A 22,471-nucleotide genomic window follows, 5' to 3' on the forward strand; every position below is an offset into this window, starting at 1 on the left:
CCACCACCCTAACTCTTGTCTAAGTAGTCAAATTGCTCCGGTACGAATGAGGCTGTCACCTGCCGTGCGAGATTTGGGTGGTCTGCGACGTAGCGTTCGGCGTCGTCGTAGGCGCGGACCACGATGTCGAAATCATCAACCAGATTGATCAGACGGAGCGTGCGGTTGTTTCCCGATTGATGTGACCCGAGCACGTCACCCTCCTGACGGTTACGCAGGTCGAGCTCCGCGAGGGCGAACCCGTCAGACGTCTGCGCGACCGCGCTCACACGGTTAAAGGAGGGTGTGCCCTCCTCCGCCAGTGTGTGGAAAAGGCACAAAGAGGCATTGCCCCCTCGGCCGACCCGGCCCCTCAGCTGGTGCAACTGGGACACGCCGAAGTGCTCGGACTCGCGCACGAGCATCACGGTCGCGTTAGGGACGTCAACGCCAACTTCGATGACGGTCGTAGAGACGAGCACGTCAATCTTCCCCGCCGCGAACTCCGCCATGACCGCGTCTTTATCCTCCCCCCGCAGGCGGCCGTGCAGGATCCCGAGGGCGAGTCCGCTGAGCTCGCCTTCCTTAAGCTGCTGCGCCAGTTCGAGAACGCCACCGTCGCCGTCAATGCGAGGGCACACAATGTAGGCTTGGCGCCCGGCCGTGACCTCCTCGCGGATCTTCTCCCACGCTCGCGCCACCCACGCCCGCTTGAACTCGGGCACGAGTGAGGACTGGATGGGCTTCCGGCCGCCAGGAAGTTCACGCAGGGTCGAGATCTGCAGGTCGCCGAAAACAGTGATGGCGATCGTGCGGGGAATCGGTGTCGCGGTTGTCACCAGCAAGTGGGGCGTCTCCTCGCCGCCCTTCGCCCGAAGGGTATCGCGCTGCTCGACGCCGAAGCGGTGCTGCTCGTCCACCACGACGAGACCGAGGCGGAAGAAGTCCACGTTGTCCTGGATCAGCGCGTGGGTACCGACGACAATATCGGCCTCCCCCGAGACCACCTGCAACAGCACGTCCCGCTTCCGGGCGGTGCTCATCGACCCTGTCAACGCGACGACTCGGACAGGTACCCCGGCGCGCAACAACGTCCCCTGCAAGGAGCGGGCGTGCTGCATCACAAGCACTTCAGTCGGGGCGAGGAGCGCGCACTGAGTGCCGTTGTCCACGGCTTGGAGCATGGCGAGCAGGGCGACGATGGTCTTGCCCGAGCCCACCTCGCCCTGCAGGAGGCGACTCATTGGCAGACTGCCCGAGAGGTCATCGCTGATTTCGCCAAGCACCTCGTTCTGCCCGCGCGTGAGGGGAAAAGGCAAATGCCGCAGGAGGATGTCCTGGTTTTTGCCCTCCTTCCGCGGCAGGGGGCGGGCGCGACGCTGCACCGCATCGGCGCGGCGCACCGCCATCACGAGGGCAATCCCAATTGCTTCTTCGTACTTCAAGCGACGTAGCGCCCGGCCGGGCCCCTCCTCACTGGGCTCGTGGATATCCCGGATCGCCTTATTCAGGGAAACGAACCCGATTGGGGTATACCCCAGCGGTTCTTCGACCCGGGGGAGCGACGCCAAAACCGCATGGACCGCCCCCATGATCGTCCACGTGCTCACGGATTTCGCCGCGGGGTACAGGGGGAGCCACTCGCGGCCAGACATGATTTCGCCGACATCTCCGAAATGTTGGAGCTGGCGCAGCGCGCCGGTGGCTTTCGCGGTTCCGTCGAGAAGAACGAAGTCAGGGTGTTGTAATTGTGGCCGCTTCTTGTAGAAGGAGAGCTTCCCGGTCAGCATGACCCGCGTTCCTGGGGTGAGCGCGCCCATTGCGAAGCGCGACCCGAAAAACGTAGCTGTCAGCGTCTGCCGGCCATCAAAGACTCGCGCCTTGAAGATGGGGCGCTGCCCCGCGGCCATGGTTGAGGTGTCTTGGACGACGCCCACGACGCTGACGGTGTCTCCCTCGCGGGCGTCTTCCAGCGCGCTGGCTAAGCCATAATGCAGGTAGCGGCGCGGGTAATGCCGCAGCAGCTCCCCGCACGTTTCGATGCCGAGGTGCTTCTTCAGCGCGCGGGCCTGCTTGGCCGGAATGACCAGGTTGAGCGGGCGCGTATCCTGAAACCCCAGCACGGCTCTACTCCACCCCGATCTCCGCGGCCGACCCCAACCCATCAGCGGGGAAGCTGAATACGGGCACGCCGAACTCGGCCGCGAGAGCCTCGGTGTCGACCGCTTCGAGCACGGACGGCTCAAAGAGGATCGTCACCTGCTCTCCCCCCACATCGAGGAGGCGGCGGCACGCCGCACGAACCGCCCCGTCCACCGACTCCTCGCGGGCGATCACTTCACCGTAGGCAGTCGCCGTCGCGCCGCCATTACTTCCCGACGCCTTCCCAGCGAGGTTGATAACCGCCGTGCGCATTTCGCCCGCTGCCTCTGACATGGCGAATGCGACCGTTGACATCGGCTGCGACGCGTCGTGAACGGCGAGAGCGGCAATGCCGGAGACGAGGCGCACGGTGGGCAGGACCAGAACGGTTTGCGAGAACGCCCGCGCCGCCTTTTCGATGGCGGCGATGTTGCGCTGGGCTAGCAGGCCATTGGGTAAGAGCATCACCTCGCGGGCGGTACTGCGCCGGATCGCAGCCAGCACCTCAGAGACTGCGTCTTTGCCCGGAGCGACCGTCACAGCCCCCGCCTCCGCGTACAAGTCGGCCAAAGAACCGGCCGGGGTTAGGGCGACGATGAGACGCTGGGGATTATCGGTCACGGGACCTGCGGGCAAGACCTCAAGGCGCAGGTCGCTGACCTGCCCTAGGGAGTAGGCCAGCTCGACGACCCCGCCTGCATCGGTGGAGTGGATGTGGACCGTGCCGGCTTCCTCGTCGGCTCGGGAGATGACAAGGCTCGTTCCCATCCGGGCTAGCCGGTCCTCCAGTTGCGCGAGCGGACCAGTAAAGAAAAACATGACCTCCAGCTCGCGGGCTGGCGAGGCTGGATGGGCAGGCGTGAGCGTGGCCGAAGCGTCGCTCCCCGAGACCTCATTGACCAGCTCTTCTAGGAGAATGAGCAAGCCTGCGCCGCCGGCGTCAACGACTCCGGCAGCGCGAAGCGCCTCCAGCTGAGACGGGGTGTTTTCCAGCGCAGTCCGCGCGGCATCCCGAGCGGACTCTGCGACAACCCGCAGATCCTCGTCCCGCACCTCCTGCGCGGCAGCGGCGGCGGCGCGGAGCACGGTAATCACTGTTCCCTCGACGGGGTCCGAGATGGCTCGGTCGACGAAGGTGACGGCAACCCCTAGAGCGTCGGCAAACACGCTCCCCGAAACGGACTCCGCACCGACGCTTTGCGCCACCGCCCGGATGACCTGGGATAACACGACCCCCGAATTGCCGCGGGCCCCCCGCATGCTGCCTAGCGCCAGCGCCTCGGCGGCCTCCTGCAAGCTCGCCTCGGGTCCGAGCTTGTCCGCTTCCTCCAAGGCCGCCCGAACGGTGTGCGCCATATTGGAGCCCGTATCCGCATCAGGGACGGGAAAGACATTTAACCCGTTGATTTCCACCCTTCGCCGTTCCAGCTCCCCGGCGGCGCGACGGGCCCAAGAGATGAGGCGTGCCGCACCGAAACTATCGACGTCACGGGAGGCGGCAGCTGGTTGAACCATGGCAGTCGATTCTACAGTGACCAGTCGATCGGGTCCGCGCCGAGTTCTTTCAAGGCCGCGTTGGCCCGCGAAAACGGCCGCGAACCGAAGAACCCGCGGCGGGCCGAAAGCGGCGAGGGGTGGACAGATTCGATCCGGGGGGCATCACCGAGGAACCGGGCTGCCGTTTGCGCGTCACGGCCCCACAGGATGGCGACAAGCGGAAGATCCCGCTCGGCCAGCGCCCGGATGGCCTGTTCCGTTACTTTTTCCCACCCTTTGCCCCGGTGAGAACCTGGCCGGCCGGGACGGACCGTAAGCACTCTGTTCAGCAGGAGCACCCCTTGACGCGACCACGGGGTGAGGTCCCCGTCTGCCGGAGGCGTCACTCCCACATCGCTTCGGAGCTCCTCGTAGATGTTGACCAGGGAGCGCGGCGGGGCCACACCCGGCTGCGTGGAAAAGGACAGACCCATGGGGTGGCCGGGTGTGGGGTAAGGATCTTGGCCCACAATGAGGACGCGCACGGCATCGAAAGGGTCTGCAAAGGCGCGAAGAATGTCCGCACCCCGGGGTAAGTACGACTCCTCCGCGCGGAGGAAGTCCCCCAGCATGTGGATCGTATCTTCGACGGACGCGAGGGGTTCTTTCCACGAGTCATGGACAGGCAACATCAAAAACTCTCCCATCCCGCGGTGTAGCGGGGCGTGGAGCCACCTACGGTCACCCCGGCGCCCCGGCGTACGACGCCAATTGTGCGGAACCCGATGGGGGCATCGCCTTCGATCGTCGCCAACAGGGTGTGGTCCTCTCCCCCGCCGAGCACCCATGTCCACGGGTCGATGCCGAGCGCCTCCCCCGCGGCGAGCAAGGCCTCATCTGGAGCGATGGCGTCCTCGTCGAGATCTAAACCGACATGGGAGGCAGAGGCGATGTGGCCGAGGTCGCGGATGAGACCGTCGGAGTTGTCGGTCATCGACGTCGCCCCCGCCGCTCGCGCGATGACGCCGCGGCCCGGCGTGAGCTCAGGCGCTTGATGCTGCAACGCAAGCGGTTCCAGCTCAGCGGGGATGGGCACGCCCGCGGACAGCAGGGCAAACCCCGCGGCGGAATACCCAATGCGGCCGTGGGCCACAATGTGCTGCCCCGGGCGCGCACGAGACAAGGTGAGGGGGTCACGGTTGCCGCCTAGCACGCCGATCGCCGACAAAGACACGACGAGACTATCGCCACCCGTGACATCGCCGCCGACCAACTCGCTGGAATACTCCTCTACCTTGGAGTGGACTCCCTCCGCCAGCTCGGTAAGCACAGCCAGCGGCAGCGACGGGGGGGCTGAAATGGCCAACAGCGCCGCGGTTGGGCGGGCACCCATGGCCTCGATATCGGCGAAGTTTTGCACGACCGCTTTGCGCCCGAGCTGATAGGCCGTGGTGAGATCGGCACGGAAATGCCGTCCTTCCACGAGCATGTCCGTGGTCGCTACCACTCGGCTGTTCGGCGCCGCCTGGGACAGTACCGCGGCGTCATCGCCGTTCACTGTCGACGGCGCTGCCGCGACAATCGAGCGAATGACTTCCTGCTCCCCGACCTCACCGATGGTCGGCCCCGCGTGGGGGAATCCGGTGCGTATCACGAGACGGAGAGCCCTTTCAGTAGACTGAGTCGCCATGAGCGTGGCGAGCGAGAACCAATTTAGCCCGCGGGTGATTGCCGTCTCACTTGGGTTGGCGCTCGCCCTGGTCGTCGGGGTACTCGTCGGTGCAAAAGTGGTATACGAGCGGGTCGCGCGTCAGCCGGTTGCCCTCGCCGATATTTCCTCCCCGCTCGCGGATTCCTCCGAGTGCACGCAGCTTATCGACGCCCTCCCGCGCAACCTCGGCGGCCGCCGCCGGGCCGAGCTCGCCCAACCCGCCCCGGCCGGAGCCGCGGCGTGGCAGACGTCCTCCCTGGACCGGGTGACCCTGCGCTGCGGCGTGGATCTGCCCGCACAGTACACGACGTACACCCCGACCGAGGTGGAAGGTGGGGCACGCTGGATGCGTGTTGACGATCTCACCCCGGGGTCGACGATGTCGACGTGGTACACCGTCGATCGCTTACCCGCCGTGGCCGTGACTTCACTGGGCCCCGCGGGCGACGACCCCGTCGCCGAGCTCGATCTTTCAGCCCTGCCACAGCAGGATGCGCAACCCGCGCCGGCACCGCTGAGCGACCTGGCTGCCGGCACCGACAGTACGTGCCGGAGCCTCCTTGACGCTCTTCCCGCCGAGGTGGCGCAGGGTTACGAGCGCGTGGATGCCGATCAGCACGACACCGCTTTGTGGGTGCACGCCGGGCGCGAGCCCATCGTAGTGCGCTGCGGCGTGGCTAACCCGCCGGCATACGCGGCCGGGGCCCAGATCTATCAGATCAACGGCATCGCCTGGTTCGAAGACACGCAGGTAGCCAACGGCACGACGTCCTCGACCTGGTACGCACTGGGGAGAAAGGACGTGGTTGCCGCCTACCTGCCTAGCGAGGAAGGAAACGCGGCCGTAACGGCTCTCTCCGACGCTATCGCTGCGAGCGTGCCAGAGCGGAGTTAATCAGCGTATTCAAAAGCTCCTGGTAGCTCACCCCCGATGCCCGCCACACCTGCGGATACATCGAGATCGACGTAAAGCCGGGCATGGTGTTGACCTCGTTGAGGACGGGCCCGGAAGGAGTCACGAAGAAATCGACGCGAGCCAAGCCGGAGCCGCCGAGCGCGCGAAACGCGGTGATCGCGAGCGTCTGCAGCTCCGCAGTGAGCTGCTCGTCGTAGGGCGCGGGAATTGTCGCCGTCACCCCGTCTTCGAGATACTTCGTCTCGAAGCCGTAGAACCCTTCCTCCCCGTCTTCCGTTCCGTTGAGTTTCGCTGGCAGCGACGCCTCAACGCGGCCGTCCGGGTGCTCGAGGACGCCAACTTCCACCTCGTCTCCGGTCAGACCCGCCTCCACGATGACTTTGGAGTCGGATTCCCGTGCCAGAGCGATTGCGGCGTCGAGCTCGCTCCAGTCGCTCACCTTGGACACGCCTATCGACGACCCGCCGCTCGCCGGCTTCACAAACACGGGCAGTCCGAGGCGGTCGCGGGCTGCGTCGTCAAGCGATGCGCCCTCGGTGAGAACGATCTCGTCGGTGATGGCAATACCCGCGGCCGCGATGATCTTTTTGGTGTACTCCTTGTCCATGCCACACGCGGAGGCCAACACCCCGGGGCCGACGTAGGCGACGCCGGCCATTTCAAGCAGGCCCTGGATGGTGCCATCCTCCCCGAAACGGCCGTGGAGCACGGGGAAAACCACGTCAACGGTGGCGAGGACCTCGCCCGTCTCGAGGTCGCGGAACTCACCGCGCCGTGCCGGGCTGAGCGAGAGCGCGATCTCGCGCCCTGGACTGACCTCGGGAAGGGTGGCCTGCCCGACAGGATCAAGGGTGCCTGTTACCCACGTGCCGTCGCGGGTGATGCCGACGGGGAAGACCTCGTAAACCGCCGGGTCGAGCTCACGCATAATCGAGCCAGCTGAGATGCAGGAGATGGAGTGTTCGGTGGACTGACCACCGTAAATGACGGCAATTCGAATCACCCCGCCGATCCTACAGAGGGCTATTCCGATTTCTTGGACCGCCCCATCAGCGCCACGATGCAATCCGCGACGGAATATCCGGCGTGGCAGACGGCGAAAACCGAGTGGGTGATCGGCATATCGACCCCGACCTGTTGGGCTAGCTGGTAAATGCTCTGGGACGAGGCCACCCCCTCAGCGACCTGGCCTTTTGTGGCGAGTTTCGCCTCCTCGATGCTCGCCCCTTTACTCAACGCAGCCCCGAAAGTGCGGTTGCGCGACAAAGGCGAGGAGCACGTGGCCACCAAGTCCCCCATGCCAGCGAGACCGGCAAAAGTCCTGGGGTCTGCCCCGAGACGGGTGCCCAGCCGCGTGATCTCGGCCAAACCGCGCGTAATCAAGCTGGCCAGCGTGTTGTGCCCCAGTCCCTGTCCCGCCGCCATGCCGCAGGCGAGAGCGATGACGTTCTTGCATGCACCGCTGATTTCACACCCCACAACGTCGGTGTTGGTGTAGGGGCGAAGGTAGCTCGTCGCGCAGGCGGCCTGAACGGCCTTAGCGCGGTTGAGGTCCGAGCACGCGATGACGGTTGCGGCGGGCTGCCCTTCGGCGACTTCTCTGGCGAGGTTGGGGCCGGACAGCACTGCGATGCGGTCGAGGCTTGCCCCCGTAACTTCCGCGATGATCCCAGACATGCGCATGTGGGTGCCTGACTCGATGCCCTTTGAGATGGACAGCAACGTGGCGTCGTCGGGAAGGAGCGGCGCCCACGCGGTGAGGTTGTCGCGCATCGTCTGACTGGGTACGGCGAAGACGACGATGCCCGCCCCCCGGAGGGCAGCGGCGGCGTCTGAGGTCGCAGTAATTGAGGTCGGCAGGGCGATATCTGGGAGGTAGTCCGGGTTTACGTGGCAACGCGCGATGTTCTGAGCCAGTTCAGTGCGCCGCGCCCACAGGGTGACCTCATTTCCCGCGTCAGCGAAAACCTTGGCCAAAGTCGTTCCCCATGAGCCGGCGCCCATCACCGCCACCTTGTGCATCTCCGGCTCCTTCATCCTCCTCTGTTCACCAACGACGCTCAGTGTAGATGAGTTCGCCCTTGCGCCCGAAGTGGTCCACAATATCACCATGGCGAAAGACACGGCCCCGAAAGCGAGCCCAAAGGCGACGTTGCACGAGCAAGATAAGGACGATCAGGGAGAAATGTTCCTGACGGGCCGGTTGCAGGAGATTCCCCGCCACCCGTCGAGGGAGTTCGAACGAACCACTCTCGCCGCCGGCATCGTCCTGTGGCGCGGCGATCTCGCTGCTGGCGGTGCTGAAGGTGTCGAGGTCGCCTGTATCCACCGCCCGCACTACGACGATTGGTCTCTGGCGAAGGGCAAGGTCGACCCGGGCGAGTCTCTGGTTGCGACGGCGGTGCGGGAGATCAAGGAGGAAACGGGTTACGACGTCCGCCTGGGCAAGCTCCTAGGCAAGACGATTTACCCCGTCAAGGACTCCATGAAGGTCGTCTACTACTGGACGGGCCAGGTGACCGGCGGTGAATTCACCCCCAACGAGGAGGTGGACGAGCTGCGCTGGCTGCCTCTCGCGGAGGCAATGGAGCTGATCACGTACGAATGCGACCGACAGGTGCTGGAAAAGGCGGGCAAGCGCTTCGGGTTGCCCGCAGACGCACGAATTCTCTACGTGCGCCACGCCCGGGCGCACGACCGGCAGAAGTGGTCCGGGGATGACAACCTTCGTCCCCTTGACAAAAAGGGACGTCGCCAAGCAGAGATGCTCGTCCCGATGCTGGCCCCCTTCGCTCCGGAGCGGATTTACTCCGCTGAACCCGACCGGTGCCTCACAACGGTTGCCCCGCTTTCCGACGAACTGGGCCTCGAGGTCACCGTCGACAAGCGGTTCGGCGACGAGGGCTGGCTGGAAAACCAGGTGGCGGCGCAGCAAGCGATCACGGAGGTCATCGAGCGGGGCGGTACTAGCGTTGTGTGCGGCCAAGGCACCGTGATGCCACACATCATCGCGTGGCTCGCGGCCAACGGCCGGCTTCCTATCGACGGGGACATCCCGGTGAAGAAGGGCGGCGTGTGGGTGCTTTCCTTCCACAAAGGGGAGCTGACCGGGGCGGACTATATGCCTTCTGCGCTGCCGGTGCGTTAGGGAACGGGGTTAAACGCGGGGTTTGAAGGACGGGCGGCGGGATTCAAAAGCGTCAATAGCGTCCCCATCGCGCAGCGTAAGCCCGATATCGTCGAGCCCCTCAATAAGGCGCCACCGCGTGTAGTCGTCGATATCGAAGGTGTACGTCGACTCCCCCACCGTGACGGTGCGATCTTCCAGGGACACCGTAACTTCCAGCCCGGGGCGTTGTTCGAGCTGCTTCCACACCAGCTCGATGTCTGACTCGCTCATCAGCCCGGCGAGGAGCCCGCCTTTGCCCGCGTTGCCGCGGAAGATGTCCGCGAAGCGCGGGCTGAACACGGCGCGGAAGCCGTAGTCCCCCAAAGCCCATACGGCGTGTTCGCGGGAGGATCCTGTACCGAAATCGGGCCCTGCGAACAGGACGGAACCGTCTTTGTACGCCTCCTGGTTCAACACGAAGTCGGGTTCGTTTTCACGCCAGTTGGAGAAAAGGCCGTCTTCGAACCCCGTTCGGGAGACCCGCTTGAGATAGCGGGCAGGGATGATCTGGTCGGTGTCGACGTTCGAGCGGGTCAGGGGCACCCCGACCCCAGTGTGAGTGGTGAACTTTTCCACGGGGTTCTCCTTTACAGGTCGGCGGGGCTAGCGAGGTACCCGGCGACGGCGGTGGCGGCGGCGACGAGCGGGGAGACGAGGTGGGTGCGGCCTCCGGGACCCTGGCGGCCTTCGAAGTTGCGGTTGGAGGTCGACGCGGAGCGCTCTCCCGGTGCCAGCTGGTCGGGGTTCATACCTAGGCACATCGAGCAACCGGCGGTGCGCCATTCGGCACCGAACGCGAGAAAGACCTCGTCGAGCCCCTCCTCCTCGGCTTGTTTTTTCACCATTGTCGACGAGGGCACCACCATCATCCGCGTGCCCGGCGCGATGGTGCGCCCGCGCACGATTGACGCCGCGGCGCGCAGGTCCTCGATCCGGGCGTTCGTGCACGATCCGAGGAACACGGTGTCGATCTTGATGTCGCGCAGCGGCGTGCCGGGGGTGAGGTCCATGTAGCGCAATGCCTTTTCGGCGGCGAACTTCGAGGTGTCGTCGCCGAAGCTCTCTGGGTCTGGCACCGTCTCCGACAGCGGCAAGCCTTGGCCCGGGTTCGTGCCCCACGTAACGTAGGGGGTCAGAGCGGAGCCGTCGATGTGCACGACTGTGTCGAACTGCGCGCCGTCGTCAGTGGGAAGGGTCTTCCAGTACTCCACCGCCTTGTTCCATTCAGCGCCTGTTGGGGCGTACTCGCGGCCCCTGACGTAGTCAAACGTCTTGTCGTCAGGAGCAACCATTCCCGCCCGGGCGCCTGCCTCGATCGACATATTGCAGATCGTCATGCGCGCTTCCATCGACAACTTGCGCACAGCTTCACCGCGATACTCGATGATGTGGCCCTGGCCCCCATTCGTGCCGATCTTGGCAATGATCGCCAGGATCAGGTCCTTCGCGGTCACTCCCTCCGCCAGTTCTCCGGATACCTCAATGGCCATCGTCTTAAAGGGTTTCAGCGACAGCGTTTGGGTGGCCATGACGTGCTCTACCTCGGACGTGCCGATGCCCATGGCAATGGAACCGAAGGCGCCGTGGGTAGACGTGTGTGAGTCCCCGCAGACGATGGTCATTCCGGGCTGCGTGATCCCCAGTTGGGGCCCTACCGTGTGGACGATGCCCTGCTTGACGTCGCCCATCGCGTGCAACGTGATGCCGAACTCAGCGCAGTTGCGTCGGAGCGTCTCCACTTGGGTCCGGGATGTCGGCTCGGCGATTTCCAGGAGGTTGCCCGTCTTGATTCCGAGGGTGGGCACGTTGTGGTCCTCCGTAGCGAGGTGCAGCTCCGGATGGCGGATGGTTCGCCCGGACATCCGCAGCCCGTCGAAGGCCTGTGGAGAGGTCACCTCGTGGATGAGCTGGAAGTCGATGTAGATGAGATCAGGGTCCCCGTTCTCCCCCTTGGTCACCACGTGGTCCCGCCATACCTTCTCCGCGAGAGTCAACGGCTTGTCTGCCATGATGTCCTCCTGTATTCCCACAATGCGGAATGATACTATCCGTTAAGTGAGACAGTATAGCGAAGACTCGGGGATCAAAGTACTCGACCGGGCAGTGGCAATCGTGCGCTCGGTCGCGGCAGGATCTAAGACCCTCGCGGCATTGAGCGAGGACACAGGCCTGCCACGCGCAACGACGCACCGCATCGCCACAGCCCTCGAGGTCCACCATGTCCTCGCTCGCACCCCGGGCGGCGAGTGGACCGTCGGGGCCGCACTAGCCCGCTTCTCATCTTCGACGCCGCCGCGTCTCCTCACCGCCGCCGAACCCGTGATGCGGGACCTCGTCGAGCTTACCGGCGAGTCCACCCAGCTCTACGAACTCACCGGCACAACGCGGACGTGCATTGCCGCACACGAGCCCCCGAGTGGCTTGACCTACACCGTTCCCGTGGGTTCTCAGCTGACCCTGACAGCCGGTTCGGCGGCACGCGTTTTCGCTGCATTTTCGCTTATCGACGCCACCGCCTTCCCCTCCCACGAACTCGACCAGGTGCGCGAAACTGGCGTCGCCGAGTCCGTCGCAGAACGCGAGGTGGGCCTGGCCAGTGTCTCGGCGCCAGTCCTGGGTACCGATGGTGCCCTCGTGGCGGTCCTTTCGATTTCGGGCCCCGTCGAGCGCCTCAGCCCCAGCCCCGCAGCGACGTGGGGAGAGCAGCTCCACGCCGCGGCAGAGCGCCTCAGTCAAGCTGTGAAGGGCTAGTGCCTCCTTAGTGGAGGTCGATGTCATCGAGCACACACTCGGGGAAAACGACGTTCTTCGCCAGCGGGATCTGGTGCGAGGCAGATTCCAAGATGTGCATGAAGTAGCCGGCAGCATTTGGAATAGCGACGATGTCACCCGCGGAAACCCCGCGCGGGAAGCGCACTTTCCGGCGCAGGATCAGCTCATCCTCGATGCAGTAGGCCCCGACCAGGAAGGCTTCACACTCCTCGCCTTCTGAAGAGGACGCGACCAAGATGGGATCCACCAAGTAGTCGTCCGACGTCGTGCGGCACTGCGTCCGGTTCATGTGCAAGCCCACGAGCGACAGACCGTCACTACGCGTCTTCACGAAGGCGACGTCGGCGAGGATCAGCCCGCAGCCGTCGAGAAGGGACCGCCCCGGTTCGAGGTGGAGGCGAAGACCGCGCCGGGTGAGCTCCTCCGCGAACCCATCCCCGAGGACATCGCGCAACCACGCGCCGCGGGTGGGCCGCTGATAGTAAGGGTAGGTCGTGGTCAGCGGGTCGGACTTCCACGTGAAGGGGTCGGCGTAACCCGCCCGTTGCGCGGCGATGGCGCTTTGGTAACCCTCCCACTGCTGCGCGCTGTCGAGGTAGCTCATGGGGACGCCGCCGCCTAAGTCGATGAACTGCGGGTCGTGCCCGGCGGCGCGCAGGGCGTCGATAAGCGAGAGACACTCGCGCAGCGCGACGCGGCGATCAGACGCGGCGTAACCATGCAGGTGGGCATGGACTCCGACGATGGCCACATTGTCCGGGCCTGGGGTGAGGAAGCTGGACCAGACGGCGGAGCGCTCCCCGAAACGGGTGGGTGGCAAGAGGTTGGGGTCGGGCGCGAGCCGGGGGGCGACGAACGCCGTGCGTGAACCAGCTATGCGGTGAATCCGCGCGAACTCCTCCCGGTTATCTGCGGAAATGACGACGCGGTTGGCGATAGCAAGATCGAGCAACCCATCGGGCTTGACGGCGGCGGAGAGAATGATCCGCTCCCCCGGCACCCCACGGGCGATCACCTGACGCAGTTCATTCTCGCTCGCCACGTCAACTCCGTGGCCGGCGTCGCGCACCGTGTCGACGAACGTCAGCGCCTTGTTGGACTTGCGCGCGAAGAAGACCTTGACCTCGACGCCGCACTCATCGCCAGCGGTGACGAGCTCGTCAACGTTGGCAAGCATGGGGGCCGGATGAAGCACGTTAACGGGGCTGCCGAACGTGTTGACGAGGCGCCGGCACTCCGAGAAGTCGGCGACCAGATCCCGCGACCAGGGTTCGAGCCGCGCCTCGAGTGGGGGCATCCCGTGTACCCGGTCTGGGGTGTCCATTGCCTCGCGGGTGACACGTCGCGCCCACGACGGGATCACCTCATGCGCTCCCCGGCGCAGGGTGTCGTGCCCGAGAATCCACCCCTCGCTGACTCGGCCCGCCGCGGCGAGGTGCGGGGTGCCCGCCACGGTGCCGTCGCTCTCGACGATCAACGAACCCGTCTCGGGGTGAACGTGGCCGAGGCCCGCCTCGACCAACGCGCCCGCGAGAGTCCCCGGAACCACGCCGGAAGGGGCGATGACGGCGTCAACGACGCAGGTGGCTCCGACGCGGGCGGCAACATCTGCGAGGTCGTCGTGGCCGCTGCCGAGGACGTCGGTGCGGATCCGCCCAGCATCGATGAGTTCGAGCACCTCCCCAGCCGTTTCGGGCGGCGGACCGAAGGCCACGCGTTCCAGGGTGCGGGTTAGCGCGCCGAATTGAGCGCCGCCGAGGGAATCACGCCCGCCGAAAGAGGAGCGTTCAATGATGTAGGGGTACGCCGCGCGGAAGGCGTACCCCACCGCCGTCGCCGCCGTCCACGGTTGTGCGCCGGTTGCCGCCGCGTATGAGCGTCTCAGATCGGATACCGCATCACCGGTGCCGTCAGTGCCTGCAAGCACTGCGTCGATCTCTCCGGCGGCCGCGGAACCGCCCAGCGCCTGCACAATGGACGCGGCTAGGCCGGCGAGGGCCGCCCGTAGAGCGTCGAAGTCTGCTGCGGCCAGGAACCGCGGCCCGGCCTGCGTGACCAAGTCGTCGACCTGGGCCTGCGCCTGCGCCGACGGCTGGGCCTTGACCTCCATGAATCGCCCACCGCGGGTGACCGGGTAGAACGCCTTCGCCGGGGCGTAGCGCACAACGTCGATAAACGTCAGCGCCGCGCCCCGCACTAGGACGACGTCCTCGCTGCTAATGCGGTCAAGCTGAGTCGCGGGGTAGGCCGGGGATATGACCGGCAACCCACCGACCTCAGCGCTGGTCAACTGGCCCGGCCACCGCGTGGCGTGGCCAGTGGTCACTAGGACCTCGTCGAAAAGAGAGCCCTCGACCTCGAACTTCTCCCCACTTCGAGCGATAGAGCGAACCTCTGTGTCGGTGAATGTCAGCGCGCACCCGGCAGGGAGGTGCCGCTCGAGCGCGTCCCAGGAAGCGGTGAGGAACCGCCCGACGTCACGGCGCGGCGGGTACATGTCGTCCGCCCCGCGCCAATCGTTGAACGTGCCGAGCTGCGAGGAAATGATGTGCGCGGGAACATTGAGCAACCACCGCGCGGGAAGATCTTGTTGGAATGCGCCAGGACCGCTGATCGGCCCGTCGTTGAAGACGCTCAGGTCGATGCGGGCCCCGCGCTCTCGGGCGCGCCCCATGAGCTCCTCGGCCGCCCACAAGCCGCGCGGGCCTCCGCCGATGATGGCTACCTTCACCGAACGTTCCTTTCTACCCATTCGTCGTTGTAGACCGTGTCGAGGTAGGCCCTGCCGTCGTCGTGAAAGATCGCGACGATCTCCGCGCTAGGGTCATCATGCAGGCACTTTTCAACGCCCACGCATACCGCCCCGCCCGAAGCACCCGGGAGGAATCCGGTCGACTTCGCCAGCGCGCGGGCCGCATCGACGGCCTCAGCGGCGGTAACGCGCACAATGTCATCTGGCGTGGTCTCGCGGGAGAGGTCAGTGACTACTCCTGCCCCGTAACCAGGCAGGATCCGTTGGCCTCGTTCGCCGCCGAAGAGAACCGAGCCCACGGCGTCCACCACGACCACGCGGGTATGCAGGCCGTGCTCGGCGATGTAGCGCGCGCAGCCACCTACGGTTCCCGTCGTGCTCACCGCGACGACGAGAACGTCAGGGGCGTGCCCGAGCTGCGCCACAATCTCGCGCATCGTGCCTTCGCTGTGAGCGTCGAAGGCGGCCCGGTTGGAGTACTGATCGAGGTTGATAGCTCCGAGCTCGTCCTTTAACTCCGCCACCCGGGTACGCCGCGCGGTAAGCCAGTCACCCGTCTCGGGATCGGGCTCTGTGACCTCGTGGATCGTGGCACCCAGAGCCCGAATGTGCGCAAGGGTCGCCTGGTTCGTGCGGCGATCCACCACGCAGTGAAACTTCCAGCCACCGACGACGGCTTCCCGCGCGAGAGCGACGCCCAAGTTGCCGGAGCTAGACTCCACGACGATGCTCCCCGGCCCGAGGACACCTCGTTCGGTGGCGTCTTGAACCAACGCCCTAGCAGTCCTATCCTTCGCACTCCCGCCGGGGTTGAAAGACTCGAGCTTGCCCCACACGCGCGCACCTGGCGCTTGCGAAAAGCCGGTGAACGCCACGAGGGGGGTTCGTCCAACAGCCGAGAGAAGGTCGGGGCTGGTCTGTAAATCCATGAAATTAACCTTATGCTTAATCTGGACACCAAGGGGGCGCCGCGGGCCGCGCAACCCCGAACGTAGGCCGTGACCAACCCAAAATGGGATCCGAACGTGACGAGAGTCTCATTCTTCGGAGACAGTCGGCGGGCGCGTGGCGTCGCGCCCGCCGACTCCCTTAACTGCTAATCGTCGTCCCCGGGGACGCCTTCAGCTCATTCGCCGAAATGTAGTAGGCCTCCATCGTACCGTTGAGCATGACCATCTGGTCGGAGAGCACGTCCGGCATGCCAGCCCCGATCTGTTTCAGCGCGCGTCCAATGTCGTCGCCCGCCATGTCCGCACTCACACTAATGGGTATGGGTAGAGTCACGCCCGCGATCTGAGGCGTGACACTCATGGACGCCACAATGATGTGGAAGTTGCCAGTCAGGGTGGTGATCTTGCCGGGCCCGCTGCGCTGCCACTGGTCGGGGATGCCCGCGACGCTGCTAGGAAAGCGGACCCGGAGATTGTCCAGGATCACCTGGTCCGCGTCGATACGGATGGCGGGCTTGGGCCCCTGGGCGGTGTCCAAGGTGATGTAGGACAGTTTGACGTTTCCCTTTAGCGCAGTGGAGTCAGTCTGCACGGTGTATGTGCCGCCGAAGGGGGTGCCCATCCCAGGGATCGGGCCGGGCGGGGCGAAGTCGAGGCCCGCGATTTCCGGCAACGCCAGCGGCTTTGCCGCCAACAAGGGGGGCAGCGCGATTCCTTCGAAGCCGGGGGGAGTTTGGGAGGACGGCTGCGTGGGGAGATTCGGAAGGGTGGGGGCGCCCGGTACCTGGGGCAGCGTAGCCTGGATGTCACTAAGCACGTCGTCCACGGAGGGTAGTTTGGGAACCTGGGGTGCGACCTGGGCTGTGACGTGCGGCTGCGCCCACGCGCACGCCACCACGGCGGCAGCCACCACCGCGCCGATACCAACCCGCGTGCGGTGTCGGTTAATCCTCATTGTTCCGGCCTCTTTTTCGATCCGCCTTACTCGGTTTGTCCCTCGGCACCCAGGACAAGGCGAAAGCACCGCCGAGAAGGGCGAGAAGTGTACCCAGTATGAAACCGCCGAAGTTAGAGGTCGGAATGGCCACGATGGCGAGGATGAGAGCTGTGATACCAGTGAGGATGCGCGCGTCCCGTTGAAACCACGTCATCAGCCCGCAGCTGATCAGCAAGACCCCGATGAGCAGCGTTGACACACCGGACATCGTGGCGATTTGGATCTGAATGTTAGAGACCTCGAACGACAAATAGGCCGGGGTGAGGATGACCGCACCCGCAAGGATCATCAACAAACCGGCCGTGAACGGCCGCTGCTTGACCCACGAGCCGAAGCGCCCAAGACGCCCTCTGCCCGGCGTCGACTCATCTCCGGCCGTCACGGGCTCAAAGGCAGGCTTTTCCTGCGCCGGCGGTTGCTGCAGGAGGGGCGGTTCCTGGGCGGGGCCGAGGATATCCCCGAGGTCATCTCCATCTGCGAGGTCGACCCTTGTTGAACCACCCTCCGGGCTATAGGTTTCACGTTTAACAGCTGCCACCGTCCGCCTCCTCGATCGTGATCGCGCCGCCTCGCGCCGACAGGCTGTCCGCGGAAATGGACGAGGCGTGGATGGTCTGGTCAACCGCCGATAATCCTGTAGCGCTGAGGCCGAACGCACCCGGAGCCGCTTTGTCGGAGAGATGCTCGGCATCAATGCCGATATGGGTGTCGGTCATGGTCAGCGTACCTGACATGTCCTTCGCGCCGATGACCAAGTTAGTTGCGGTTGTCCCGTCACCCGCCACGAGCATTTGGAACTTCTTGGCCCCGATTCCTGGCAAGTCGATGGGCGCCGACATGCACAGATCGGTGATGGTGGCCTTCTGGATGTGGAGGCGGGACACACCGATATTGCCGTTTTCCATCGCCTCAGCGTCAACGAAGAGGTCGAAATCCTCGCCGGAGATTCCACCGACCTGCTGGGTGAAGATGACGTTAGACAGGGCCAGGTTCGCCGACATCCCAGTCTGGGCCATGACAGTCGTCTCCGCCCCCACCGCGAGCAACCCAGCCGCCACGATAGCGGCGAGGCGCCCTTTCTTTGTGTATCCCATGATCGTGTTCCTTCCTGCATCCCCGCCGTAGTTAGGGGACAACAATATTTAGCAGATGTGAACACAATACACACAAGACCCGCAATAGTGAGCCGACTCACGAAAATTTTTAACCGATTTATCGGCCCACGCTATCGACGCGAAGCGTACCGCGGACGTGAGTCCGAACCGATCCCCCCACCCACAGCTGGTCCCCGTTGTCGACGATGCGGACCCGCCCTTGCCTCCCCCCCCCACGTACGACCCTTGCGCGGCGGTGTACTCCTCCGGCACAAGGCCTTGCTTCCGCGCCCACTGGGCCACCGCTCCCCCGAGGCTTCCTGTCACGGGGTCTTCCCCAACCGGAGTAAAGGCCCGGACCTCGTAGGCGGGGTCCAAGCTACCCGTGAGTGCGAAGAACCCCACTTTCGGACTCGAGGAACCAGGCCACGAAAGAGCAGCAAGCTTGTCGACGTCGACCAGCTGCACCACTCGCCAGCCCGGCCCGTTGTCGCTCCACGCCGAGGCTTCAACATCCGCTTTCGCGATGCCGAAAGCACCGGTCACCCCGTCCAGATCCCGCGCGGAGAGAGGCCCAGAGCGCAGCAGAGGGGGCGTGGCGAAGTACAAGGTGCCTTCGGTGCCGAGCTTGACCGGAACAAGGCCGAGACCACATTCCTGTACGACCTCCCCTTGGCGAGCAGGCCGACCCCCCAGCTCGAGCCACGCCCCCGCCGAACCGAGGGTTGGGTGCCCAGCGAAGGGGAACTCCTCGGTGGGAGTGAAAATGCGCACCGCCCCCCGACTAGAAGGTCGAGGGGCGGTTTACTCTGTGTACCCCGTACGGGATTTGAACCCGTGTTACCGCCGTGAGAGGGCGACGTCCTAGGCCGCTAGACGAACGGGGCATGTTCGCTTGTCGCTTGCGACTGGTTAACCATAAACAACGGCTCGCGACGACACAAATCAGCAGCTCATAGCGCTAATCGTCGATAATCGAGCGAACGGCGAAGCCGCGATGTCAGTTGAAAACGCCGATGTCCGTGTCTCCATCTCCTCGACAAGCGACGTGCTCGGTTGAGAAGAACTGTCACCGACGAGGGATGTCCACCTCTCGGATGCAAGCTCGGGCACGTGAGTTACGGCGGTAGGGTAACACGCGCGAACGACCCGGGCTCGAGGATCCGAACACCCTTTCGCTAGAGGGCGACGGCGCCCAGTGCCGCGGCGCACAGGACAACCGCCCACGCCGGGATCTTCCACGGTTGAAGCGCCACAAAGGAAGCCACCGCCACCGTGAGGGTCGCCGGGCCGTGCACCCCGGAAGTGAAAACCGGGGAGTACAGCGCGGCACCGAGAATACCGACCACCGCCGAGTTCGCACCGGCCAGAGCCGCCGAGGCGAGGCGGTGGCGGCGCAGAGTGGACCACAGGGGAAGGCACCCGAGGACAAGGAGAGCGGCCGGCAGAAAAATGGCGATGGTGGCGATGGCCGCACCGGGAGCCCAGCCAATCCCCTCGGAGCTGGCACCCAGAAACGATGCGAAAGTGAACAGCGGGCCCGGAACCGCCTGGGCCGCCCCATACCCGGCGAGGAAGACGTCATGATTGACGAGGCCGGAGGGCACGACCGCCTGTTCTAGGAGGGGTAGGACAACGTGTCCACCGCCGAAAACGAGGGCGCCGGCCTCAAAGAAGGAACCGAAGATGTGGGTTGCCGGGTTGTCTGTGCGCGCAACGAAAACAGGAAGCGCAAGCAGGAGTGAGGCGAAGGCCACGAGACTGGCAGCACTCACCCAGCGTGGCAGGTTAACGGGTGCACTAGCGTCGTCGTCTGGCTCGTTCGACTCCGGCGAACGCAAAAACACAATGCCGCACGCCAACCCGGCGACGATGACGATGAATTGGATTAGCGGCCACCCTGTTAAGACGACGAGGGCGAAAGCCCCAACCGATATGGTGGCGCGGGCCGGGCCGGACGAAAAGGAGCGGCTCATGCCGTACACCGCCTGGGCAACAACACCCACCGCGGCGGCCTTGAGGCCCACGAGCCACCCGGCGCCGCTGATATCACCCAGGTGGGCGACCCCGACAGCGCAGGCAACCATGATCGCCACCGAGGGGAAGGTAAAGGCAACCCACGCGGCAGCCATTCCCAGCAGCCCGGCGCGGCGCAGGCCGATCCCCATACCCACCTGACTCGACGCCGGGCCAGGAAGGAACTGGCATAGCGCGACTAAGTCTGCATACTCACGTTCACTCATCCACTTCCGTCTCTGGACAATGTCCTCGCGGAAATAGCCGAGGTGAGCGACCGGGCCGCCGAAGGAAGTCAGACCCAGGCGCAGGAATGTGCCGAACACTTCGCCGGCGTTTCTTATCGAGCGGGCCCTCGAACCGGCGCCCGTAGCTTCGTTTGACACCTCTCTAGAATGCGCGATGACGCGTCTGTCCGCAGTGTGTACACTCCCCCGCGCCTCCGGCCTGACCGGAACCCTCGAGCTCACTCCCCCGGCGCAACCCGGAACTGCGCGGGTAGCAACGGAGACCCGCCAGGCGTATAAGCTCGCCAACGATGCTGTGGCCGTCGACGGACGCACCGGCGAAATCGTCGACACCCTGCCCTTCTCCTCCTGCCCCCTTGCGGCCCAGGCGACGGCGCGGCTCATCCAGCTCCACATGGGCACTCTCTTCGGAATAGCCAGTCAGCTCGCCCTCGCCGCACTCGGTCTTTTGATCCTGGTGCTTACCCTTTACGGTTACGCCATGTGGTTCAAGCGCGGCCGCGCGATGCCACGCCCCGCGGCATGGTCGCGACTACCGCGTTGGGCTGTGGTCTTGCTCAGTCTGTGCGCCCCCGTCTACTGCGTCATCGCGCCCCTTTTCGGCGCGAGCTTGATCGCATTCATGCTTATCGACGCCCTGTTGGCGCGCTTCCGTCAGCGGCGTAGCCAGCCTATAACCGGCTAAGAAAGAGGAAAGTCCACGTGGCGCGGGTTCACCAGCCCCGAGCCCCCGGGCGCGGAGGCGGGGTCATGCCCCGCCTCGAGCTGCCTGTTGAGGTTGTCAACGAACACAATTCGTGGCGCGTATCCAGCGAGTTCCTCCTCGCTGAATTGTGCGTAACCGATGATGATAACCAGGTCACCCGGGTTGATCAGTCGCGCAGCGGCGCCGTTTATGCCGATTACTCCGCTCCCTCGATCTCCAGCGATGGCGTAGGTCGTCAAGCGATTGCCGTTGTTGATGTCGACGACGTCGATCTGCTCGCCCTCGAGAATGTCAGCAGCGTCCATAAGGTCGGCGTCAATCGTGCAGGAACCGACGTAGTGCAGATCGGCCTGCATGACCGTGGCTCGGTGGATCTTGGATTTGAGCATGGTGCGCAACACAGGGGCAACACTATCGCGTACCACCCCAGCCGCCAACCCCGTAAAAGAGGTAGGGAAGCTCCCCGACGAAAGTGGCCGAGGAGCTTCCCGCCGACACAGATACTGTTGCTGACTGGAACCGCTTGAGCCAAAGAGCGGAAGTGTCTCTAGCCCGGGTTCTCGCTCACCCGTGACTACGTCCGCGATTCTTAAAGTGGATGGCACGCGGGGTTCCATTCAGCGTATTAACTTCTCCGTATCGGTGATGTTGATTGTAGTCCCCCCGGCCCAGGCGGCTCAGTCCCCGCCAGCGGGTACGCCTGGTATTAACCCGCCGAGTCCCTTTTGGCCAGCACACGCGCTCTTTGTGCCACAGTGGTCGGGGGTAATAGTAAAGTAGCCGGCGTGTAAACACCGACTACTCGTTGGTACCCCGTACGGGATTTGAACCCGTGTTACCGCCGTGAGAGGGCGACGTCCTAGGCCGCTAGACGAACGGGGCATGTTCGCTTGTCGCTTGCGACTCGTTAAACTTAAAGCATCTCTCAATCATCTAGCAAATCGCCAGGCAGAAGCAGCAGCTGTACGAAGGTTAGGCGCCCCGGTTAAGCCGCGAGCCCGCTCGTGCGCAGGCACGCGCACACCCGGGCCGTGAGTTCTTCGATGCTGAAGGGTTTAGTGATGAAGTCGTTCGCCCCGTCGTCTAGCGCCTCCACGATGTCGCCAGGCCGGTCGCGTGCTGACAGCACGAGGTGGGCGCTGGGGAAGCCTCCCGCACGCGGCGCAGGTCCTCGGTACGGAGGTTGATCCTCAGAGTGTGCAAAATCGTGGAGTCGTCGTCGACGACAAGGCCCTTCGTCATGGAGCCACCTCCTCGCCTTGATGGCGGGGGACGGAAACGGTCATGGTTAACCCACGTGTCTGCGAGTTCCAGGGTGCTGACACCCAGCATTGAACTGTTCTCGAAAGTGAACCGTTCGGAGGAAAGGTAACCGGCGAGAAGCGGGACTAACAAAGACAACGCCCCATGCCGCGAGAGGGGCGTGGGGCGTTGTGCATATCGAGCTTTGCAGCTGGCCTACCTGGACTCGAACCAAGAATGACGGTACCAGAAACCGTTGTGTTGCCAATTACACCATAGGCCATCGTTTTTCAGAACTTCC

The 22,471-nt window shown here is 64.7% G+C and carries 21 protein-coding genes and 3 tRNA genes; 4 read left to right on the forward strand and 20 right to left on the reverse strand.

Translation table 11 applies throughout. The features are described 5' to 3' along the window. Positions 1-8 precede the first annotated feature (8 nt). From CAPI_RS06090 to CAPI_RS06105, 4 genes are read right to left on the reverse strand one after another with little or no spacing between them, the layout of a single operon-like run. Complete coding sequence (locus CAPI_RS06090) at positions 9-2,102, reverse strand: ATP-dependent DNA helicase RecG (protein ID WP_018017759.1); 2,094 nt, start codon at positions 2,100-2,102, stop codon at positions 9-11. Positions 2,103-2,106: 4 nt separating this feature from the next. Beyond that, positions 2,107-3,636 carry a DAK2 domain-containing protein gene (locus CAPI_RS06095; protein WP_026157155.1) on the reverse strand — a complete coding sequence of 510 codons (1,530 nt, stop codon included), beginning with the start codon at positions 3,634-3,636 and terminating at the stop codon, positions 2,107-2,109. 11 nt (positions 3,637-3,647) lie between these two features. After that, on the reverse strand, positions 3,648-4,289 hold the full coding sequence (locus tag CAPI_RS06100; RefSeq protein ID WP_018017761.1) for a uracil-DNA glycosylase: 642 nt from the start codon (positions 4,287-4,289) through the stop codon (positions 3,648-3,650). Beyond that, complete coding sequence (locus CAPI_RS06105; protein WP_018017762.1) at positions 4,289-5,251, reverse strand: thiamine-phosphate kinase; 963 nt, start codon at positions 5,249-5,251, stop codon at positions 4,289-4,291. Before CAPI_RS06105 ends, CAPI_RS06100 begins: the two co-directional genes overlap by 1 nt. Before the next feature lie 34 nt (positions 5,252-5,285). Between CAPI_RS06105 and CAPI_RS06110 the strand changes: the two genes are divergently transcribed. Further along, positions 5,286-6,203 carry a DUF3515 domain-containing protein gene (locus CAPI_RS06110; RefSeq protein ID WP_018017763.1) on the forward strand — a complete coding sequence of 306 codons (918 nt, stop codon included), beginning with the start codon at positions 5,286-5,288 and terminating at the stop codon, positions 6,201-6,203. Here the strand turns inward: CAPI_RS06110 and CAPI_RS06115 are convergent. Both CAPI_RS06115 and CAPI_RS06120 read right to left on the reverse strand, forming a co-directional pair. Further along, positions 6,172-7,227 (reverse strand): D-alanine--D-alanine ligase family protein, encoded by a 1,056-nt coding sequence (locus CAPI_RS06115; RefSeq protein WP_018017764.1) that lies wholly within the window; start codon positions 7,225-7,227, stop codon positions 6,172-6,174. The two genes, CAPI_RS06110 and CAPI_RS06115, sit on opposite strands and share 32 nt — an antisense overlap. A gap of 20 nt (positions 7,228-7,247) precedes the next feature. Beyond that, positions 7,248-8,246 (reverse strand): NAD(P)H-dependent glycerol-3-phosphate dehydrogenase, encoded by a 999-nt coding sequence (locus tag CAPI_RS06120; protein WP_018017765.1) that lies wholly within the window; start codon positions 8,244-8,246, stop codon positions 7,248-7,250. Between the two features lie 88 nt (positions 8,247-8,334). On the opposite strand from CAPI_RS06120, the gene CAPI_RS06125 reads away from it, so the two are divergent. Next, a complete protein-coding gene (locus CAPI_RS06125) occupies positions 8,335-9,372 on the forward strand; it encodes an NUDIX hydrolase (protein WP_051059739.1) in 1,038 nt (345 codons plus the stop codon). A 9-nt stretch (positions 9,373-9,381) separates the two neighbouring features. Here the strand turns inward: CAPI_RS06125 and leuD are convergent, their stop codons facing one another. After that, positions 9,382-9,969 carry a 3-isopropylmalate dehydratase small subunit gene (gene leuD, locus CAPI_RS06130; RefSeq protein WP_018017767.1) on the reverse strand — a complete coding sequence of 196 codons (588 nt, stop codon included), beginning with the start codon at positions 9,967-9,969 and terminating at the stop codon, positions 9,382-9,384. Positions 9,970-9,980: 11 nt separating this feature from the next. Next, positions 9,981-11,402, reverse strand: coding sequence for a 3-isopropylmalate dehydratase large subunit (gene leuC, locus CAPI_RS06135; protein ID WP_018017768.1), 1,422 nt, complete (start codon positions 11,400-11,402; stop codon positions 9,981-9,983). Positions 11,403-11,448: 46 nt separating this feature from the next. On the opposite strand from leuC, the gene CAPI_RS06140 reads away from it, so the two are divergent. Further along, the gene (locus tag CAPI_RS06140; RefSeq protein WP_026157159.1) at positions 11,449-12,144 is read left to right on the forward strand and encodes an IclR family transcriptional regulator; all 696 of its coding nucleotides are present in this window, start codon (positions 11,449-11,451) and stop codon (positions 12,142-12,144) included. A 7-nt stretch (positions 12,145-12,151) separates the two neighbouring features. Here the strand turns inward: CAPI_RS06140 and CAPI_RS06145 are convergent, their stop codons facing one another. The 8 genes from CAPI_RS06145 to chrA all read right to left on the reverse strand — a co-directional run bounded on the left by CAPI_RS06145 (position 12,152) and on the right by chrA (position 20,360). Then, the gene (locus CAPI_RS06145; protein ID WP_026157160.1) at positions 12,152-14,917 is read right to left on the reverse strand and encodes an FAD/NAD(P)-binding protein; all 2,766 of its coding nucleotides are present in this window, start codon (positions 14,915-14,917) and stop codon (positions 12,152-12,154) included. After that, positions 14,893-15,846 carry a pyridoxal-phosphate dependent enzyme gene (locus CAPI_RS06150; protein ID WP_018017771.1) on the reverse strand — a complete coding sequence of 318 codons (954 nt, stop codon included), beginning with the start codon at positions 15,844-15,846 and terminating at the stop codon, positions 14,893-14,895. The genes CAPI_RS06145 and CAPI_RS06150 overlap by 25 nt, the downstream gene beginning before the upstream one ends. A 160-nt stretch (positions 15,847-16,006) precedes the next feature. Further along, entirely contained in the window at positions 16,007-16,822 is an 816-nt protein-coding gene (locus tag CAPI_RS06155; protein WP_018017772.1) for a hypothetical protein, read from the reverse strand. Further along, the gene (locus tag CAPI_RS06160) at positions 16,812-17,402 is read right to left on the reverse strand and encodes a DUF6114 domain-containing protein (RefSeq protein WP_018017773.1); all 591 of its coding nucleotides are present in this window, start codon (positions 17,400-17,402) and stop codon (positions 16,812-16,814) included. The genes CAPI_RS06155 and CAPI_RS06160 overlap by 11 nt, the downstream gene beginning before the upstream one ends. After that, complete coding sequence (locus CAPI_RS06165) at positions 17,389-17,958, reverse strand: DUF6230 family protein (RefSeq protein ID WP_018017774.1); 570 nt, start codon at positions 17,956-17,958, stop codon at positions 17,389-17,391. The genes CAPI_RS06160 and CAPI_RS06165 overlap by 14 nt, the downstream gene beginning before the upstream one ends. A gap of 48 nt (positions 17,959-18,006) precedes the next feature. Next, entirely contained in the window at positions 18,007-18,732 is a 726-nt protein-coding gene (locus CAPI_RS06170; RefSeq protein WP_040356823.1) for a PhzF family phenazine biosynthesis protein, read from the reverse strand. A 40-nt stretch (positions 18,733-18,772) separates the two neighbouring features. After that, positions 18,773-18,845 (reverse strand) — tRNA-Glu (locus CAPI_RS06175). Between the two features lie 291 nt (positions 18,846-19,136). Continuing rightward, entirely contained in the window at positions 19,137-20,360 is a 1,224-nt protein-coding gene (chrA, locus tag CAPI_RS06180) for a chromate efflux transporter (protein WP_211205609.1), read from the reverse strand. 16 nt (positions 20,361-20,376) lie between these two features. Here chrA and CAPI_RS06185 point away from each other — a divergent pair, with 16 nt between their 5' ends. Beyond that, positions 20,377-20,907: a PepSY domain-containing protein gene (locus tag CAPI_RS06185; protein ID WP_051059728.1), complete on the forward strand. Its 531-nt coding sequence runs from the start codon at positions 20,377-20,379 to the stop codon at positions 20,905-20,907. Here CAPI_RS06185 and panD read toward each other — a convergent pair. The 4 genes from panD to CAPI_RS06205 form a co-directional block, all read right to left on the reverse strand. Further along, positions 20,904-21,329, reverse strand: a complete 426-nt coding sequence (gene panD, locus CAPI_RS06190) for an aspartate 1-decarboxylase (protein ID WP_018017777.1) — start codon at positions 21,327-21,329, stop codon at positions 20,904-20,906. The genes CAPI_RS06185 and panD overlap by 4 nt on opposite strands. 405 nt (positions 21,330-21,734) lie before the next feature. Further along, a tRNA-Glu gene (locus CAPI_RS06195) sits at positions 21,735-21,810 on the reverse strand. A 201-nt stretch (positions 21,811-22,011) separates the two neighbouring features. Beyond that, positions 22,012-22,170, reverse strand: a complete 159-nt coding sequence (locus CAPI_RS06200; RefSeq protein ID WP_018017778.1) for a hypothetical protein — start codon at positions 22,168-22,170, stop codon at positions 22,012-22,014. A gap of 211 nt (positions 22,171-22,381) precedes the next feature. Next, a tRNA-Gln gene (locus tag CAPI_RS06205) sits at positions 22,382-22,453 on the reverse strand. Positions 22,454-22,471: the final 18 nt, after the last annotated feature.

It is taken from the genome of Corynebacterium capitovis DSM 44611 (assembly GCF_030440535.1).
In the GTDB taxonomy this organism is placed as follows: domain Bacteria; phylum Actinomycetota; class Actinomycetes; order Mycobacteriales; family Mycobacteriaceae; genus Corynebacterium; species Corynebacterium capitovis.

Bases quoted from the DNA above. Each gene is read 5' to 3' on its own strand.
- CAPI_RS06095 (WP_026157155.1), bottom strand. From the start codon at position 3,636: ATGGTTCAACCAGCTGCCGCCTCCCGTGACGTCGATAGTTTCGGTGCG.
- CAPI_RS06100 (WP_018017761.1), bottom strand. From the start codon at position 4,289: ATGTTGCCTGTCCATGACTCGTGGAAAGAACCCCTCGCGTCCGTCGAA.
- CAPI_RS06110 (WP_018017763.1), top strand. From the start codon at position 5,286: ATGAGCGTGGCGAGCGAGAACCAATTTAGCCCGCGGGTGATTGCCGTC.
- CAPI_RS06120 (WP_018017765.1), bottom strand. From the start codon at position 8,246: ATGCACAAGGTGGCGGTGATGGGCGCCGGCTCATGGGGAACGACTTTG.
- CAPI_RS06125 (WP_051059739.1), top strand. From the start codon at position 8,335: ATGGCGAAAGACACGGCCCCGAAAGCGAGCCCAAAGGCGACGTTGCAC.
- leuC (WP_018017768.1), bottom strand. From the start codon at position 11,402: ATGGCAGACAAGCCGTTGACTCTCGCGGAGAAGGTATGGCGGGACCAC.
- CAPI_RS06145 (WP_026157160.1), bottom strand. From the start codon at position 14,917: ATGGGTAGAAAGGAACGTTCGGTGAAGGTAGCCATCATCGGCGGAGGC.
- CAPI_RS06150 (WP_018017771.1), bottom strand. From the start codon at position 15,846: ATGGATTTACAGACCAGCCCCGACCTTCTCTCGGCTGTTGGACGAACC.
- CAPI_RS06155 (WP_018017772.1), bottom strand. From the start codon at position 16,822: ATGAGGATTAACCGACACCGCACGCGGGTTGGTATCGGCGCGGTGGTG.
- CAPI_RS06165 (WP_018017774.1), bottom strand. From the start codon at position 17,958: ATGGGATACACAAAGAAAGGGCGCCTCGCCGCTATCGTGGCGGCTGGG.
- CAPI_RS06185 (WP_051059728.1), top strand. From the start codon at position 20,377: ATGACGCGTCTGTCCGCAGTGTGTACACTCCCCCGCGCCTCCGGCCTG.
- CAPI_RS06200 (WP_018017778.1), bottom strand. From the start codon at position 22,170: ATGACGAAGGGCCTTGTCGTCGACGACGACTCCACGATTTTGCACACT.